This window comes from Streptomyces monashensis, from assembly GCF_001866665.1.
Taxonomy (GTDB): Bacteria; Actinomycetota; Actinomycetes; order Streptomycetales; family Streptomycetaceae; genus Streptomyces; species Streptomyces monashensis.
The window spans coordinates 62,268-78,219 of record NZ_MLYO01000041.1 but is presented as its reverse complement, the minus strand read 5'-3'; the positions used below and the strand labels follow the sequence as shown (position 1 = coordinate 78,219).

15 protein-coding genes and 5 pseudogenes are annotated in these 15,952 nt (G+C 71.9%); 10 read left to right on the top strand and 10 right to left on the bottom strand.

The features are described from left to right. Positions 1-47 precede the first annotated feature (47 nt). From BIV23_RS24945 to BIV23_RS52115, 3 genes and pseudogenes are all read right to left on the bottom strand, one after another. Positions 48-1,052: a 2-dehydropantoate 2-reductase gene (locus BIV23_RS24945; protein WP_071383182.1), complete on the bottom strand. Its 1,005-nt coding sequence runs from the start codon at positions 1,050-1,052 to the stop codon at positions 48-50. A 155-nt stretch (positions 1,053-1,207) separates the two neighbouring features. Then, positions 1,208-1,354 (bottom strand): annotated as a pseudogene (locus BIV23_RS46680) (GNAT family N-acetyltransferase); the annotation flags it as partial. 72 nt (positions 1,355-1,426) lie between these two features. Then, positions 1,427-1,821, bottom strand: a pseudogene (locus BIV23_RS52115) ((2Fe-2S)-binding protein); the annotation flags it as partial. On the opposite strand from BIV23_RS52115, the pseudogene BIV23_RS46670 reads away from it, so the two are divergent. Continuing rightward, positions 1,821-2,073: pseudogene (locus BIV23_RS46670) on the top strand (hypothetical protein); the annotation flags it as partial. The pseudogenes BIV23_RS52115 and BIV23_RS46670 sit on opposite strands and share 1 nt — an antisense overlap. 45 nt (positions 2,074-2,118) lie before the next feature. Here the strand turns inward: BIV23_RS46670 and BIV23_RS24935 are convergent. The 3 genes from BIV23_RS24935 to BIV23_RS52110 form a co-directional block, all read right to left on the bottom strand. After that, a complete protein-coding gene (locus tag BIV23_RS24935; protein ID WP_071383323.1) occupies positions 2,119-2,697 on the bottom strand; it encodes a TetR/AcrR family transcriptional regulator in 579 nt (192 codons plus the stop codon). Positions 2,698-3,007: 310 nt separating this feature from the next. Next, complete coding sequence (locus BIV23_RS24930) at positions 3,008-3,499, bottom strand: peptidylprolyl isomerase (protein ID WP_071383180.1); 492 nt, start codon at positions 3,497-3,499, stop codon at positions 3,008-3,010. Positions 3,500-4,187: 688 nt separating this feature from the next. Further along, positions 4,188-4,937 carry an MFS transporter gene (locus tag BIV23_RS52110; protein WP_245790626.1) on the bottom strand — a complete coding sequence of 250 codons (750 nt, stop codon included), beginning with the start codon at positions 4,935-4,937 and terminating at the stop codon, positions 4,188-4,190. A 138-nt stretch (positions 4,938-5,075) separates the two neighbouring features. Here BIV23_RS52110 and BIV23_RS24920 point away from each other — a divergent pair, with 138 nt between their 5' ends. Beyond that, positions 5,076-5,570: a GNAT family N-acetyltransferase gene (locus BIV23_RS24920; protein ID WP_071383179.1), complete on the top strand. Its 495-nt coding sequence runs from the start codon at positions 5,076-5,078 to the stop codon at positions 5,568-5,570. Between the two features lie 36 nt (positions 5,571-5,606). Here the strand turns inward: BIV23_RS24920 and BIV23_RS24915 are convergent, their stop codons facing one another. Further along, complete coding sequence (locus BIV23_RS24915) at positions 5,607-6,041, bottom strand: HEAT repeat domain-containing protein (RefSeq protein WP_245790625.1); 435 nt, start codon at positions 6,039-6,041, stop codon at positions 5,607-5,609. Positions 6,042-6,266: 225 nt separating this feature from the next. On the opposite strand from BIV23_RS24915, the gene BIV23_RS24910 reads away from it, so the two are divergent. After that, positions 6,267-6,563 carry a DUF1330 domain-containing protein gene (locus tag BIV23_RS24910; RefSeq protein ID WP_071383177.1) on the top strand — a complete coding sequence of 99 codons (297 nt, stop codon included), beginning with the start codon at positions 6,267-6,269 and terminating at the stop codon, positions 6,561-6,563. A gap of 1,123 nt (positions 6,564-7,686) precedes the next feature. Here BIV23_RS24910 and BIV23_RS24900 read toward each other — a convergent pair. Beyond that, positions 7,687-8,385 (bottom strand): TetR/AcrR family transcriptional regulator, encoded by a 699-nt coding sequence (locus BIV23_RS24900; protein WP_342746377.1) that lies wholly within the window; start codon positions 8,383-8,385, stop codon positions 7,687-7,689. Between the two features lie 136 nt (positions 8,386-8,521). Here BIV23_RS24900 and BIV23_RS24895 point away from each other — a divergent pair, with 136 nt between their 5' ends. Both BIV23_RS24895 and BIV23_RS24890 read left to right on the top strand, forming a co-directional pair. Continuing rightward, positions 8,522-9,712, top strand: a complete 1,191-nt coding sequence (locus BIV23_RS24895) for a cytochrome P450 (RefSeq protein ID WP_071383175.1) — start codon at positions 8,522-8,524, stop codon at positions 9,710-9,712. Between the two features lie 8 nt (positions 9,713-9,720). After that, complete coding sequence (locus BIV23_RS24890) at positions 9,721-9,939, top strand: ferredoxin (protein ID WP_071383174.1); 219 nt, start codon at positions 9,721-9,723, stop codon at positions 9,937-9,939. Between the two features lie 383 nt (positions 9,940-10,322). Here the strand turns inward: BIV23_RS24890 and BIV23_RS50490 are convergent, their stop codons facing one another. Beyond that, a complete protein-coding gene (locus BIV23_RS50490) occupies positions 10,323-10,481 on the bottom strand; it encodes a hypothetical protein (protein WP_177240020.1) in 159 nt (52 codons plus the stop codon). A 259-nt stretch (positions 10,482-10,740) separates the two neighbouring features. Between BIV23_RS50490 and iolC the strand changes: the two genes are divergently transcribed. The 5 genes and pseudogenes from iolC to BIV23_RS46660 form a co-directional block, all read left to right on the top strand. Continuing rightward, a complete protein-coding gene (gene iolC, locus BIV23_RS24885; RefSeq protein WP_071383173.1) occupies positions 10,741-11,709 on the top strand; it encodes a 5-dehydro-2-deoxygluconokinase in 969 nt (322 codons plus the stop codon). 4 nt (positions 11,710-11,713) lie between these two features. After that, positions 11,714-12,586, top strand: a complete 873-nt coding sequence (locus BIV23_RS48840) for a Cgl0159 family (beta/alpha)8-fold protein (RefSeq protein ID WP_071383172.1) — start codon at positions 11,714-11,716, stop codon at positions 12,584-12,586. A 166-nt stretch (positions 12,587-12,752) separates the two neighbouring features. Then, positions 12,753-12,932: pseudogene (locus BIV23_RS54005) on the top strand (5-deoxy-glucuronate isomerase); the annotation flags it as partial. After that, positions 12,932-14,815: a 3D-(3,5/4)-trihydroxycyclohexane-1,2-dione acylhydrolase (decyclizing) gene (gene iolD / locus BIV23_RS24875; protein ID WP_071383171.1), complete on the top strand. Its 1,884-nt coding sequence runs from the start codon at positions 12,932-12,934 to the stop codon at positions 14,813-14,815. The pseudogene BIV23_RS54005 and the gene iolD, both read left to right, overlap by 1 nt. Before the next feature lie 13 nt (positions 14,816-14,828). After that, positions 14,829-15,130: pseudogene (locus tag BIV23_RS46660) on the top strand (aldehyde dehydrogenase family protein); the annotation flags it as partial. 162 nt (positions 15,131-15,292) lie between these two features. Here the strand turns inward: BIV23_RS46660 and BIV23_RS24865 are convergent. Continuing rightward, positions 15,293-15,901 carry a CGNR zinc finger domain-containing protein gene (locus tag BIV23_RS24865; RefSeq protein ID WP_071383169.1) on the bottom strand — a complete coding sequence of 203 codons (609 nt, stop codon included), beginning with the start codon at positions 15,899-15,901 and terminating at the stop codon, positions 15,293-15,295. Positions 15,902-15,952: the final 51 nt, after the last annotated feature.

The following is a 15,952-nucleotide window of genomic DNA, read 5'->3' as shown; positions in this document are numbered from 1 at the left end:
CCTGGCCGGGACGCGCGCGTGTCGCCGGTCGCCGGTTTCCGCGCGGGTCAGCGCGCCGCGCGCAGCTCGGCGTACAGCTGCGGCCCCGTCCAGGTGCGCGGTGCGGACTCCGCCTCGTGGACCAGGGTCAACAGCCGCTCGTTCGCGGGGGCGCCCCGTCCGTGGGCGGTGGCGAGGGCGACGATCTCGCCCTGCAAGGAGTCGATCTCCGTGCGCCGGCCGCGCTGGAGGTCCTCCCACATCGACGAGCGGGCATGGGCGTCGATACGGAGGGACGCCGCCGCGACGCGGCGGAAGAGGGCGTCCGGCAGTCCCAGCACGTACGGGGTGACGGCGGGCGCGGTGGGACCGAGGCGGGCCGGAGCGACCCCGGCGGCGCGGTACGCGGCGAGGGCTTCGCGCTGGCACAGGGCGAGACAGCGGCGGTAGGCGCGTTGGCCGAGCTGATCGCGCAACGGCAGCCCGGACAGGGCGTTGATCGCGTTGTTGAGGTTCAACAGCAGCTTGGCGTGCTGTACTTCGGACATGTCGGTGCGGACCTCGATCGCCAGGCCGGCCTCGCGGAAGGCAGCGAAGAGCATGTCGTCGGGCTCGGTCATGAGGCGCCCCGGCATGCCCTGGTGCACGGTGCCCGGCTCCGACTGCACCACGTTGTACGGCACCATCCCGGCCAGCACGGTGTGCCCGGGGAGCGCGGCACGCAGGGTCGCGGGGTTGTGCAGCCCGTTCTGGAAACTGACCACGACGGCGCCCGGGGCGAGATGAGGGGCGAGGTCCTGCGCAGCGGCCTCGGTACCGGCGGACTTCACCGTGACCAGCACGTAGTCGGCTCCGGCTGCGGCCTCGGGGCCGGTAGCCAACACCAGCCGGTCCGGCGTGAGGTGGACGGGCGGCCGTACGGAGGTGCTGAGGGTGAGGCCCCGCTCGCGCAGCACGCCCATGGCACCGGGCCGGCCGACGAACGCCACGTCATACCCGGCGGCGACGAGATGACCGCCGAGATGACAGCCGATGCTGCCGGCACCGAGGACGGCGAAGCGGGGCTTGGGCATGGGGGCGACTCCTGCGCACGAGCGGGGCTGGCAGGGGCCAGCATGGCCCAGGCGCGGGTCCGCTGACCAGCCCGGTCCCCGGCCGCGTGCCCACGGTGCGCAGGGCTGTCGCCTCCCGGTCACCGGCGGCCGACGGCCAGGTCGGCAGTCCGGCCCCGCGGATCCCAGTGGGCCGTGGTCCCGACCACCCGCCCCGAGGCCCGGTCCACCTGCGCGTACGGGGCCGGCTTTCCGGCCGCGGCGCGGGCGAGTCGGGCGTCGATGTACCCCTCAGCCTCACGGGCCCTGGGCACCCACGTGAATGGCCGGTGTCCGAACCCCAGCCCCGTGGCGTTCCAGAGCTTTCGCGGCCTGTCGCGCGCATGCACGCCCGCTCAGTCGCGCAGTCTGCGCAGCCGCTCCGCGTCGCCGGTCGGCAGGTCACGCAGGCCTCGGCGGGCCGGATCGCGTAGAACATGCAGCAACCGGTGCGTGTGCGGGTGGTGTATGCGCGGCCGTCCTCGTCGGTCAGACGGCGGAAGCCGGCACCCGACGGGTAGGGGGGAACGGCGGCCGGAAGGATGTCGGTCGCGGCGCGTACGGCCTCCTGCTCCCGGTCCAGCATCCTGCCGAGGTACCAGATCCCGGACACGAGGTCGTCACCGACCATGCCCCACAGGGGGCGCGCCCCGCGCGGTGCGACCGGGCCGATGGCGGTCAGAAGTGGACGCATGTGATCGGCCACCGCCCTGCGCAACGCCGTTCGCAGATCGTCCTCTTGAGGACACCTGGCCGCACCCGTGGCCGCGGCCCGCCGCCGAGGGCGAGCGCGTCACCCCTGGCCGGACAGCTGTGCACACCGAAGGACGTCCTGGCCCGCCGGTTAGCGGCGCCCGGGCTCCGGGCCGGTGACCGGGTGCTGTTCGCGCTCGCGGGCGCCTACGCGTGGAACATCTCCCACCACGACTTCCTGATGCACCCACGCCCCCGCTTCCACTTCCTGGACGCGGAGGCCGATGCGCTCCCGCGGGCCGACGGATGAGGGGCGGCCAGGCCTCGACCGACCGGGCCGCGCGGAACCACAGAGCTACGGCTGTTCCCGGCCGCCCGCCCGGTTCCCGCCCGGCAGCTCGCCCACGGCGCGGGCGACCTCCGTACCGAGGTCGTCGAGGCTGTAGTCGGGGCCGAGGATCATCCGGCGCAGCTGGGGCATCGCGATGCTCCAGCCGGCCAGGGCGAGGGTGAAGAACACCCGGGTGCGCGCGTCACCGCCCGCGCCGCCGGACTCCGCCGCCTCGACCTTGTCCTGGTAGTGGCGGGTCCGGGCCTCCTCGGCCGGGACGGGCGCCTCGCCGATCTCCAGCGCCTCCCACATGACCAGGCGCAGGGCCTCGGGCCGGGCCCGGTGGTAGGCGAACAGGCGCTCCGCGTAGCCGGGCAGGTCCTCGCTGGGCGGTACGGCCTCGGCCAGCTCGGCCAGTGCGCGCTCCAGGACGACGGCGAAGAGCTTGTTCTTGTCGCCGAAGTAGTCGTAGATCGCCCGCTTGTTGGCCTTGGCCTCGGCGGCGATACGGTCCACCCGGGCGCCGGAGACGCCGTGTGCGGCGAACTCCCGGGTCGCCGCCGCGAGGATGCGTTCCCTGGTCGCTGCCGAGTCGTATGCCATGCACCCATGGTAACGAACCAGTTCGTTTGCGAGCGCGATCCCGGTGGTGACATCGGGTTCCACCGGCAGCGGCTGCGGCTTCGCGGTCGACTCGTCGGGCAGTACCGGTACGGTCCGGGACTCGGCGAGCCGGGTGCGCAGGCTGGCGGCGTCCTGTGCGGGCGGCAGACCGTAGGCGCGGCGGTACTCACGGTTGGACCGGGTGACGCTTGCCCCGAGGCCGTGCCGACCCGGTAGGTCCTCGGCCCGGCGCCGGGGGCCGCGTCCGTGCGGCCCCGGTGCGGGGCCGCACGGACACACGTCACCGGGCTCAGGCCAGCTTCGCGGACACGATGGTGACCGGCTCCACCGGCACGTCGCCGTGCCCGGCCCGGGATGTCGTGCGCACTCCGTCGACCGCGTCCACGAACTCGGTGCCCTCGACGACCTTCCCGAAGACCGCGTAACCCCAGCCGTCCTGGCCCGGGTAGTTCAGGAAGTCGTTGTCGTTGGTGTTGATGAAGAACTGCGCGCTCGCCGAGTGGGGGTCCGAGGTCCGGGCCATCGCCACCGTGTACTTGTCGTTGCGCAGGCCGTTCTTGGCCTCGTTCTCCACGCGCTGCGGCGCCGGCCGCTGCTGCATGTCCGGGGTGAAGCCGCCCCCCTGAATCATGAATCCTTGGATCACCCGGTGGAAGATCGTTCCGTCGTAATGGCCGGACTCCACGTACTTGACGAAGTTGGCCACCGTCTTCGGTGCCTTCGCCTCGTCGAGTTCGAGCGTGATGTCTCCGGCCGAGGTGTTCAGCAATACTTTGGTCATTCGGCCATCGTATGTCGCAGGCTCGGAAAACCCGGGAACCGGGCCGTCGGACAGGACGAGCGCTGCGGGGAGCATACGGAACGGCGGCGGATCGGCCAGGCGCCCAGGCGAAGACCTCGTCATGTCAGCCGATCCCCGCCGGGGCGAGAGTCAGTTGGGGCGAGGTCGCTCGGTGCCGTGAGGCGCGGGGTTCGCTGTCCGCTCGCAGCCGCGACGTGGCCCGTGCGGCGGCCCGACAGGTACGCGCCTGCGGCGAGGAGCGCGGCCAGGGCGACGAGCACGCACACGGCGCCCCAGCCCAGCTGGGTGCAGGCGCGGGTCCCCAGCCAGGAGCCGGCACTGGCACCGACGAAGCCGCAGGTCATGTAGCCCGTGTTGAGGCGACTGCGCGCGTCGGGGCGGAGGGCGAAGATGCGGGCCTGGTTGGCCACTTGGCCGCACTGCACGGCCACGTCGATCAGGAGCAGCCCCACGGCGAGGCCCACGATTCCGGCCGGGCCGCCCGCGAGTCCGGTCAGGAGGACGGCGCCGGAGGCGAGGGCGAGCAGAACGCACCACAGGTTGACGCGGTCGGCGCCGCACCGGTCGACCCGTCGGCCGGCCGCGGGCGCCAGGTGCATGCTGGCCGCGCCGATCAGCGCGAGCAGAGCGACTGCCTGGGTTCCCATGCCGTAGCGAGGGCCCGTGATCAGCAGGGCGACCGCGGTCCAGGCGGCGCTGAAGGCGCCGAAGACCGTGACCTGGAAGTAGACCGACCTGCGCAGCAGGGGCTCGTGGCGCAGCAGGCGGAGCGTGTCGGCGAGCAGGGTGGGACAGCGGTCACGCGCGGCCGGTTCACCGCGTGGCAGGGCGAAGCCGAGGGCGAGGGCCAGCAGGCCGGTGAGAACGGCCGCCACCAGGTACGAGCCCGCCAGCCCAGGTGTTCGCCCAGTACACCGCCGAAGGCACGCGCCAGCAGAATGCCGCCGATCAGACCCGCCTGGAGCGTGCCGGTGACAGCGCCCCGGCGTTCGGACTCGACCATGCCCGCGGCCATGGGCAGCAGGATCTGCGGAACGACGGTGGCGGCGCCCACGACCGCCCCGGCGGCGAGCAACGGCCCGAGGGCCGGGGCGAGTCCGGCCGCGAGCAGGGCGCACGCGGTGACGAGCAGCAGCGCGGTGACGAGCGGCCGTCGCGACAGCCGGTCGCCGAGGGGCACCAGCAGAAAGATCCCGGCGGCGTAGCCGAGCTGTGTGACGGTGGCCAGCACGGCGGCCGAGTCCTGGCCGACGGCGAAGCCGCGAGCGATCAGCGGGGTAACGGCCTGCGGAAAGTAGCCGTTGGCCACGGCGACGCCACAGGCCAGCGCCATCACCAGCGGCAGCCTGTCGCCCAGCCCCGCCCCCGCCGGTGGAGCCGACATGGTCGGCGGGGCCGACACAACGGTGCGCGGCACGGCACGCCTCCATTCGAGCGAACTGGATGGTTCGCTCAGCGTGACACGCGGCACTGCACGAGTAAAACGAACCAGTTAGTTCGCCTCGCGTCCTACGATGGGCTGCCGACGAACCGGTCGCCGATCGAGAGGAACCACATGCCCGCCCTGCGCCAGGCCCGCGTCTGCGACCACGGAGCGATCGTCGGATGTGTCCAACGCTGGTGGACGGACTCGCGCACCCCCGAGCAGGCGCGGGAGCTGTCCCTGCTGCTGCCCCGCCTGTTTCTCCAGTTCTTCTCCGCCACCAGCCTCGTCCTGGAGGACGGCTCCGACATCAGGGCGTTCCTCGTGGGCTTCCACTCGGCCGACAACGACACCGAGGCATACATCCACTTCGTGGGAGTGGATCCGGAACTGCGCGGACAGGGCGTGGCCCGCGACCTCTACGCGTCGTTCTTCCGACGTGCCGCCGAGGCGGGCCGCGCTGAGGTGCGCGCGATCACCTCACCGACGAACACCGGCTCCATCGCCTTTCACCGCGCCATGGGGTTCGCCGTGGAACGCGGGGACCGCGAGATCGGCGGTCTGTCCGTGCACACCGACTACGACGGTCCCGGGCAGGACCGGGTGTGCTTCCACCGGAGCCTTTGACAAGGTCCGTCCGGTGACAGGACGACCCCGGCCCCGTCAACCGGTGGCGGACGGCCGGGTCCGCTCGTAGATGGTCCCGCCGGGTATGAACCAACCCGCCTTCTTGCGCACCGCGGGGCTCGGGTCGCCGGCCCGGGACGCGCGCAGTGCGGCGACGGCGCGTACCTCGAAGTGGGCGAACTTTCCGACGAGTTCGGCGGCCATCGCCCGGACGTGCCGGTCGGGGTCCGAGGCCAGGTGGTGCAGTGCGGGGTCGAGGACACGGTCCGCTCCCGGTGCGCAGGTGTCCCCCTTGCACCGGTCGCAGGCCAGAGCGTGGAAGACGGCGATCCTGACGCGGGCGTCGGGGTCGCCCACCATGGCGATGAGCGCGCTCATCGACTCGGTGTCCACCAGGTGATCGAGCAGGCGGCAACACCCCTCACGTACGGCCGCGTTCGGGTCCCGCAGTCCGGCACGGACAGCGCCCACCGCGCTTTCCCCACGTCGAAGCAACTCGCGATACGCGACGACGGTCCGCTGAGGATCACCCAGGCACGAGACGAGCGACGCGTTGTCGGTGCTGACGAATCCGAGCATGACATCAGTGTCAGTCCCGCGGCGCATCCCGCCAAACAGGTTTCCCTGCCCTCGCGTCAGACGCTGACTGATCGGCGAGGACGGTAGCGACAGGACATGCGTGGCAGCATGAGCTGCATGACTGCCTATGTGATCTCCGAGGTGAAGTTCCTGGACCACGCGCTCGCGGACGAGTACAGGCGGTTGGCCGAGGCGTCGATCCTTCGCCACGGAGGTCGCTACGTCGTCCGCGGTGCCCGACCGGACGCCGTCGAAGGGACCTGGCCTTCCGAACAGCGGCTCGTCATCGTCGAGTTCCCCGACATGGAACGGGCCAAGGAGTGGTACGCCTCGTCCGAGTACGCCCAGGCGTTGAAGATACGTCAGGTCGCGCTCGAGCGACGGCTCCTGTTCGCCGAGGGCCTGCCCGAGTAGCCGCTGACCTCCGCTCTCTCCTCTCCCCCTGCCCTCTCCTCCGTTCAGTCCTCCTTGCCCCGCGGTCGGCCCCTTGACGCCGGCCGCCCGTCGGTGCGGGCCCCGCGTGCCGTCCGCTCCTCGGCGTGATCGGGGTGCAGGGTGCGCGACAGTTCACCGACGGCTCCGTCGTTCCGCACGCCGTGGGCTCCGCCGCCCCGCTCCGGTGCCATCTGTCCGGGGGCGAAGCCGCGGGGCCCGTGCTTGGCTCGACTGATGCCTGTCTCCCTGACCGGCGCGGCAGCCTCACAACAGCCCGCCTGCATCGACGGGCCTGCGTCGACCGCCCTGCGGCCTTGGGAGGCCTGCCGGTCCGTACCTCAGACGGTATGGGCCCGGTCGGGATCACGCACCCGCTGCCGATGTCCCGAAACGCGAGGCCACGGGCGCTGCCTGCGCCTGCAGGGCTGCCTTCCCGGACCGGACCGCGCCCACCGAGCGACACGGGACCGCTCCGGACCATCGACGCCGAACGGGCGTACGTGCCTGTGGGTGACCGTCTTCGATCTCGACATGGTCGATCCCCGCCACAGCCACCGGACCGGCTCCGGCACCGATCTCCAGGCCCGGCGGGCGGCCGGATCACCCGGTCCGCGGGCCGGCCCGTGACGTACCGGGACCCGCCGGACGCGGGGCGACCGAGGACCTGCCCCGTGGGGCGGACCCGGCGATCCAGCGGCTCACTCGGAGCCACTGGCCGATGTTCCGGCCGGGGACGAAGGAGAGGTGCAGGGCCACCGTCGTGAAGGGGCCGTGCCGTCCGTCAAACACGGCCCCCACCACGGCGTGCGAGGGATCCGGGTCCGCTGCTTGCCGTCCGTGGAGGGCGGAGGCGTACCTCCGGTCGGGCGCGCCCACGGCATCGGCGGCGACGGCCTCGCCGAGCGGCCGCCAGGGACGTCGTCCGGTCCCGGTGACAGTCCCGGTGATGCCGGTGACGGGGGGCCGTCGCTCCGGAGCTGCGGACCGTACCGCCGCCGACGGCGCCACGACACCGGCCGCCCCGGCTCGGGTTCGCCCGGCCCTGCGGATTCGCCCGGGCCTGGTTTGCTCCGACGGCCCCTCGGCACACCCTTCCCCGGGACTACGACCGCTCGCCGGACCGTTGCTCCGCTCCCCCGCCCCCGGGCGCCGTCCCGTCCCGCAGGAGCCCGTCGAGTGCCGTGAGGACATGCCCGCAGATCGTGTCCGGTTCGGCGCTGGCCAGCGGTTCCTGTCCCACCACGACCCGCATCAGACCGATGCCGAGCAACCAGGCCATGGCGAGCTGGGCGCGCAGCTTGCTGTCGTCGGCCGTGGAGAGGGCGGCGAGCGCGGCGGCGTACTCCTCGCCGAGCGCGCGGACGGTGTCCGGAGCGGCGTCCGCGCTGCCGATGGAGCGCAGGTAGACGGCGAGCAGGCGGTCCGAACCGGGTTTGCCGCCGTCCGCGAGCACACCGCGCAGCGCGGTCTCGAACAGCCGGTCCGGGGGCGTACCGCTCACCTGCTCCTTGCCTCCCTGCGCCATCACCTCGGTGAGCAGGGCCTTCTTGGATCCGAAGTAGCGGAATATGAGCGCCTGGTTCACCCCGGCGCGGCCGGCGATGTCACGGACGGTGGCTGCCTCGTAGCCGCGCTCGGAGAAGACCGCACCCGCCGCGTGCAGGATGCGTGTGCGGGTCCCTCGGGCGTCGCGCGGACGGTGCGGGGTGTCTTGTCGCGGGATGTCCTCGTGCGGGATGTCCTCCTGTGGCGGGCCGCCGCCGGTCCGGTCCTGGTGAAGGATCTGCTCGCTGGTGTCCACCCTCTGCTCCTTCTGCCGCCGTGGGCCCGCTCGCGCCTGCCGAGGAGCCGTCAGGGTAACGGCCGATTAGCGTCGTTGACCGGCCGGTGCGCACCTCCTAGCTTTGTAAGCACGTGATTACACCAGGGAGGCAGCAGTGACGGCAACGGACCACGCACCCCTCGCCTATCCCTTCAACTCCAGCGAGGATCTGGCCCTGTCGGAGGCGTACGAGCGGGCCCGTGCCACGCCGGGGCTGTTACGCGTCCAGCTGCCCTACGGGGAGCCGGCCTGGCTCGCCACCCGCTATGCCGACGCCCGGCTCGTCCTCGGTGACCAGCGCTTCAGCCGTGCTCTGGCACTCGTTCACGACGAGCCACGTGCCTCCGAGGGCAAGCGGGACAGCGGGATCCTCAGCATGGATCCGCCCGACCACACCCGACTGCGCTCGCTGGTCGCCAAGGCCTTCACCGTCCGCCAGGTGGAGAAACTCCGGCCGCAGATCCGGGAGTTGACGTCCACTCTGCTGGACGAGATGGAGGCGGCGGGCCCGCCGGCCGACCTGGTCGACCGCTACGCCCTGCCCATTCCGGTCGCGGTGATCTGCCGGCTCCTCGGGGTGCCGGAGGAGGACCGGCCGCGCTTCCGTGCCTGGAGCGACGCGGCGCTGTCCACCAGCTCGCTGACCGCCGAGGAGTTCGATCGCAACCGCGAGGAACTGCGCGCGTACATGGCCCAGTTGATCGACGTGCACCGGAAGGAGCCCCGGGACGACCTGATGACGGCGCTGATCGAGGCGCGCGACCACGACGACCGGCTGTCCGAGCTGGAGCTCGTCGACCTGTGCGTCGGCATCCTCGTCGCCGGCCACGAGACCACCGCCACCCAGATCCCCAACTTCGTGGTCACGTTGCTCGACCATCCGCAGGCGCTGTCCCTCCTCCGCGCCGAGCCGGAACTGATCACCGGCGCGGTCGAGGAACTGCTGCGCTTCGTGCCCCTGGGCAGCGGCGCCGGTCAGCCTCGGTACGCCAGGGAGGACGTCGAGGTGGGGGGCACCCTGGTGCGGGCCGGGGAGCCGGTGCTGGTCGCCGTCGGCGCGGCCAACCGCGACGCGCTGCGCTTCACCGCGGCCGGCACGCTCGACATCACCCGGAGCGGCAACGCCCACCTGGGCTTCGGCCACGGCGTCCACCACTGCCTCGGGGCTCCCCTGGCCCGCCTCGAACTCCAGGAGGCCATCGGTGCGTTGGTGACCCGGTTCCCCCGGCTGCACCTCGCCGGTGACATCACCTGGAAGACCGAAATGCTGGTACGCGGCCCCCGCGTGATGCCGGTGGGATGGTGAGGAGGCCCATGAGCTGGGAGTTGCGCATCGACACCGACCGCTGTATCGGCTCCGGCATGTGCGCCGGAACGGCACCGGACCTGTTCGCCCTCGACGACGACCACGCGCATCCCGTGCGCGAGCATCTCACCGAGCACGACGAGCGCGCTCTGGAGGCCGCCGACATCTGCCCGATGATGGCCATCACCGTGCGGGACGCCAACGGTACGGAGATCGCGCCCCGCTGAAAGTCTCCGCTTACGCCCCCCGCTCATGGCTCCTCGCCGACGGACCTCCGACGCGAGCGCCCCGCGGAGCCCCACGACTGATTCCCTCACCCGGGCCGGCGGTAGGCCGCCGGCCCGGGTGAGGGCGTGACACGTGCCGGACGTCCCGGAGTGGACCCGTCGCCACATCGTGGAGAAGCGGCGCGCGAGCCCGGCAGAGCCACACCGCCCGCCACGGCCCCGGCCGCCCCGCCCAGCCCCGCAGCCACCGGCCGACCACGGACGGCGCGGCCGCCCACATAGGCGCCTCACGGCAGTTGGCCCCCCGGTCATGCGGGGCGCGCCCGGCGCCAGCGTAGGACGCATCTGCCCGGCCGCCGGGCGCTTCGGCTGCCGGATCGCTCTCAGCGCCATGGCACCCACTCGCGACGATCACCGGCAGACAACTCATCGGCCTCGCCGAGCACATGCCGGTCACCGGGGTCGGCCGGCACATCCCCGCCGACGGCGTCGGCCTCGTACGCATAGCGGGCGACCAGGTCGTCCGCCAGGTCATCGACCATCTGGCGGCACTCGGGCAGCGCTCGATCCTCCGCATCGACGGCGGCGAGATGCCGGTCGCGGACGCCCGACGCGAGGACTGCCGCGCGGACGACGACCGCGCGCTACGGGTCACCACCCGTCGACTTCGAGCTATTGACATGACATACGTACATGACTCATCGTACTGCGCTAGCGCGTGCTGCCCGCGCGCCGGGACGAATCACCCGCCTGCTTCGACTCCCCGGACTCGTCGTGCCGGATTGAAGGGAAACCAGCCTGATGCCGTTCGAAGTGCTGACCATGGGCCGTGTCGGAGTGGACGTGTATCCGCTCCAGACGGGGGTGGGGCTGGCAGAGGTCACGTCGTTCGGCAAGTACCTGGGCGGCAGCCCGACCAACGTGGCGGTGGCCGCCGCCCGGTACGGGCACACGGCCGCAGTGATCACCAAGACGGGCCGGGACCCCTTCGGTGACTTCGTGCGCACCGCCCTGGACGGCTACGGCGTCGACAGCCGGTTCGCGGGGACGTCAAAGATCACGCCGACGCCGGTGACGTTCTGCGAGATCTTCCCGCCGGACGACTTCCCGCTCTACTTCTACCGGCTCTGGAAAGCCCCCGACCTCGACATACGCCCCGGCGACCTCGACGTGGACGCGGTACGCGGGGCGCGCGTGTTCTGGATGACGGGGACGGGTCTGAGCCGGGAGCCGAGCCGGTCGGCGACCCTGGCCGCGCTGGAGCACCGGGCGAAAGCCGGGATCACCGTCTTCGATCTGGACTGGCGGCCGGTGTTCTGGAGCGACCCGGACACCGCCCGCTCCGCCTACGCCGAGGCGTTGCGTCATACGACGGCCGCGGTCGGCAACAGTGACGAGTGCGAGGTCGCCACCGGTGAACGCGAGCCGTGTGCCGCGGCACGGGCACTGCTCGCGGCGGGCGTGGGGCTGGCGGTGGTGAAGCAGGGCCCCGAGGGCGTGCTCGCCATGGGACGCGACGGGGTCGCCGTTCGGCTGCCGCCGGTCGCGGTGGACGTGGTCAACGGGCTCGGTGCCGGTGACGCCTTCGGCGGCGCGCTGTGCCACGGGCTGCTGTCGGGCTGGGACACGGGGCGCACGATCACGTTCGCCAACGTGGCCGGCGCGATCGTCGCGGGCCGGCTGGCCTGCTCGGACGCGATGCCGCCCCGGACCGAGGTCGAGGACAAGCTCCGCGAGGCGAGCCTCGTGTCCGACGAGGGAAAGGCGTGACGGCATGCTGTCCGACCACGTGAGCCGGATCGTCCGGGCCCGGGTCAAGGACCCCGGCGCGATCGCCGCCGCGGCCGCCCGCCGGGTCAAGGCGCCTTCCCTGTTCGGTGAGCACGGCAAGGCGATGATCATCGCCGCCGACCACCCCGCGCGCGGCGCCCACACCGTGGGCGGCGATCCGAACGCCATGGCCGACCGCTTCGAGCTGCTGGACCGGCTGTGCGTCGCGCTGGAACGCCCCGGTGTGACGGGTGTGCTGGGTACCGCCGACATCCTGGAGGACCTGCTCCTACTGGGCGTCCTCGACCACAAGAGCGTCTTCGGGTCGATGAACCGCGGCGGGCTCGCGGGTTCGGTCTTCGAGATCGACGACCGGTTCACCGGCTACGACGCCCAGACCATCGACGCGATGGGCTTCGACGGCGGCAAGACCCTCACCCGCATCGCCCTCGGTGACCCCGCCACCCCCTCGGTCCTGGAGAACACCGCCCACGCGATCAACGAGCTCAACGACCGCCGACTGATCGCCATGGTCGAACCGTTCATGTCGCAGTGGCAGGACGGAAAGATCCGCAACGACCTGTCCACCGAGGCCGTGATCAAGTCGGTCACCATCGCCTCCGGACTCGGCCGCCGCACCGCCTACACCTGGCTGAAGCTGCCCGTCGTCCCCGCCATGGACCGCGTCCTGGCCTCCTCCGCCCTCCCCGCGCTCCTGCTCGGCGGCGACGTCACCGACCCCGACGCCGCCTTCGCCTCCTGGGGCAAGGCCCTCCAGCTCCCCACCGCCCAGGGCCTGGTCGTCGGCCGCTCCCTGCTCTACCCGGCGGGCGGCGACGTCGCCGGCGCCGTCGACAAGGCGGTGAGCCTGCTGTGAGCGCCGACAACAAGTACCACCTGCCCAGCGGGTCGGCGGCCCAGATCAGCAGCGCTTCCGGTGGGAAGTTCGCGCTGCCCTCCGCCCGTACCGAGGGGAACGGCTTCCCCGCTCGGTACGGGCGCACGGAAATCGTGCCCGTCGAACTGCGCGGCGCGGGCGCGGGCACGGCCCGTCCATGGCCGCCCCCGGCTACGACCTGTACTACCTCAACGTCATGGCAGGCCCCGGCCAGGACCGCGCCTGCCTGATCTGCGACGACCCCGCCCACGGCTGGATCCGCTCCACCTGGGACACCCAGGACATCGACGACCGGCTCCCCTTCGGCGCCGAGGAGAACGCGTAATGGAAACCATCAGGCTCACCACCGCCCAGGCCCTGGTCCGCTTCCTCGCCAACCAGTACAGCGAACGCGACGGCCAGGAACAGCGCCTCATCCCCGGCGTGTGGGGCATCTTCGGACACGGCAACGTCGCCGGCCTCGGCCAGGCCCTCCTCCAGGCCGCCACCACCGGCGAAGCCGACCTGCCCTACTACCTCGCCCGCAACGAACAGGGCATGGTCCACGCCTCCGTGGCCTACGCCAAGATGCGCGACCGGCTCTCTGCCTTCGCCTGCACCGCCTCCACAGGTCCGGGCTCCACCAACATGATCACCGGTGCGGCCCTGGCCACCACCAACCGCATCCCCGTCCTGCTCCTGCCCTCCGACATGTTCGCCACCCGCGTTGCCGAGCCCGTCCTGCAGCAGCTTGAGGACTCCCGGGGCGGGGACGTCACGGTCAACGACGCCTTCCGGACCATGTCGAAGTACTTCGACCGCATCTCCCGTCCCGAGCAGCTCATCCCCGCCGCGCTGGCCGCGATGCGGGTGCTGACCGATCCGGTCGAGACCGGCGCCGTCACCCTCGCACTCCCCCAGGACGTACAGGCCGAGGCGTACGACTGGCCCGTCTCCTTCTTCCGGCGCCGGGTCTGGCACATCGGCCGCCCGGTGCCGGAACCCAGCGCAGTGGAGCGGGCGGCAGCGCTGCTCAGGAACGCGAGCAAGCCGCTGATCGTGGCCGGTGGCGGCACCGTCGACTCCGGCGCCGAGACGGCCCTGCGCGCCTTCGCCGAGGCCACCGGCATCCCGGTCGCCGACACCCACGCCGGCAAGGGCGCCGTCCCCTGGGACCACCCCCACGCAGTCGGCGGCATCGGCTCCACCGGCGCCTACGCCGCCAACGAACTGGCCAGGGAAGCCGACGTCGTCCTCGGCATCGGCACCCGCTACTCCGACTTCACCACCGCCAGCCACACCGTCTTCGCCAACCCCGACGTCACCTTCGTCAACCTCAACGTCGCCCGCCTCGACGCCGTCAAGCACTCGGCGGAACCACTGGTCGCCGACGCCCGCCTCGGCATCCAGGCCCTCACCACAGCACTGGACGGCTGGGAGGTCGACCAGGACCACCGCGACCGCACCCGTCAACTCATCGCCCGGACACGGCAGATCGAGGAGGAGTGCTTCGCCCCCGACCGCAACACGGGTGAACTCCCCGCCCAGACACAGATCCTGGGCACGCTGAACGACGTCCTGGACGACCGGGACGTGGTCGTCAACGCCGCCGGGTCCATGCCCGGCGACCTCCAGCAACTCTGGCGCGCCCGCGACCCCAAGGCCTACCACGTCGAGTACGCCTACTCCTGCATGGGCTACGAAATCGCCGCCGGAGTCGGCGCGAAGATGGCCGACCCCACCCGCGAGGTCGTCGTCCTCGTCGGCGACGGCTCCTACCTCATGATGGCCCAGGAGATCGTCACCATGGTCTCCGAAGGACTGAAGGTCATCATCGTCCTCGTCCAGAACCACGGCTTCGCCTCCATCGGCTCCCTCTCCGAATCCCTCGGCTCACAACGCTTCGGCACCACATACCGCTACCGCAACGATGATTCGGGGCAGCTGGACGGCGACGTCCTCCCCGTCGACCTCGCCGCCAACGCCTCCTCCCTCGGCGCCGACGTCCTCCACGCCACCACCGCCGACGAATTCCGTACCGCGATGGAGAAGGCCAAAGCAGCCGACCGCACCACCGTCGTCCACGTCGAGAGCGACCTCTACGGCCCCAACCCGCCCGCCCACGCCTGGTGGGACGTCCCCGTCAGCCAGACCTCCGCCCTCGACACCACCCGGGCCGCATACGAGACGTACGCCGACCGCAAGCGCCCCCAGCGGCACTACCTCTGACAAGGAATCTCACGTGAAGTCCATCCCGCACTGGATCAACGGCGCGCCAGTGTCCGGCACGCCACCCAGCCCGTGTTCAACCCCGCCACCGGCGCCGAACAGGCCCGGGTCGTCCTCGGCGGCACCGCCGAGATCGACGCCGCCGTCACCGCCGCCGCCAAGGCCTTCGAGACCTGGTCGCAGTCCTCCCTCACCCAACGCACCCAGGTCATGTTCACCTTCCGCCAACTCCTGCTCGAACACGAGGAAGAACTCGGCCGGATCATCTCCGCCGAACACGGCAAGACCATCGACGACGCCCGCGGCGAGATCATGTGCCCGGGCGGGCAGACCGGCGCCTCGCACGCGACATCCGCGACATCCGCGACAGACTCAACCCTCCTGCCGATCTCCCCACTTGACCGACACCGACCTCGGGCGCGCAGTCGTGCACCCGAACAGTCCTACGATCCCTCGCCCGTCGGCCCGGCAGGTTCGTCATTCCGCCCCGGGCCGGCCGCGGCGGGCGTAGGCGCGCGCGGCGCGGGCGCGGTCGCCGCAGCGGGTGGAGCACCAGTGGCGTCGGCCGTGACGGAGCAGGTAGCGGTTGCAGGGGGCCGAGCCGCAGGCGGTGAGGCGATCGGCGTCGGGGCCGGTGAGCAGCTCGGCGGCGTCGGCCGCGAGGGCGGCCAGTGCGTGCTCGACGATCGCGGTGGTGGGATGCGGTGTGGCGCGATAGGGACCCTTCTCGTCGTCCCAGTGCAGCAGCGGGGCGGTGGGGACGCGGGTCATGGCGTCGTTGACGGCCGCGACGGCCGCGGGGAGGGCGGGCAGTCCCGCGGTCCGGGAGGCGAGCAGCGACCTGATCTGTTCGCGCAGTGACCGCAGTTGGGTCGTGCACATCTCCAGCATGCCGGCGTCGACCGGCGCGAGACCGCGTGCCGTCAGCCAGCGGTTCGCCCGCGCCGGAGTCGCCAGGAGATCGACCGTGTGCCCGCCGGGCAGTGTGATCGAGCTGTTGGCGAGGGCCAGGGAGACATGCTCCTCCTCGCCCTGGGCGGGCGGCAGGGCCGGTTCTTCCATGACGTGCTCCTTCACGCTCCTCATGGTACGGCTTGCGCTCATCCGTGAGAAGCGACTACCGTCATCTCACGGTTC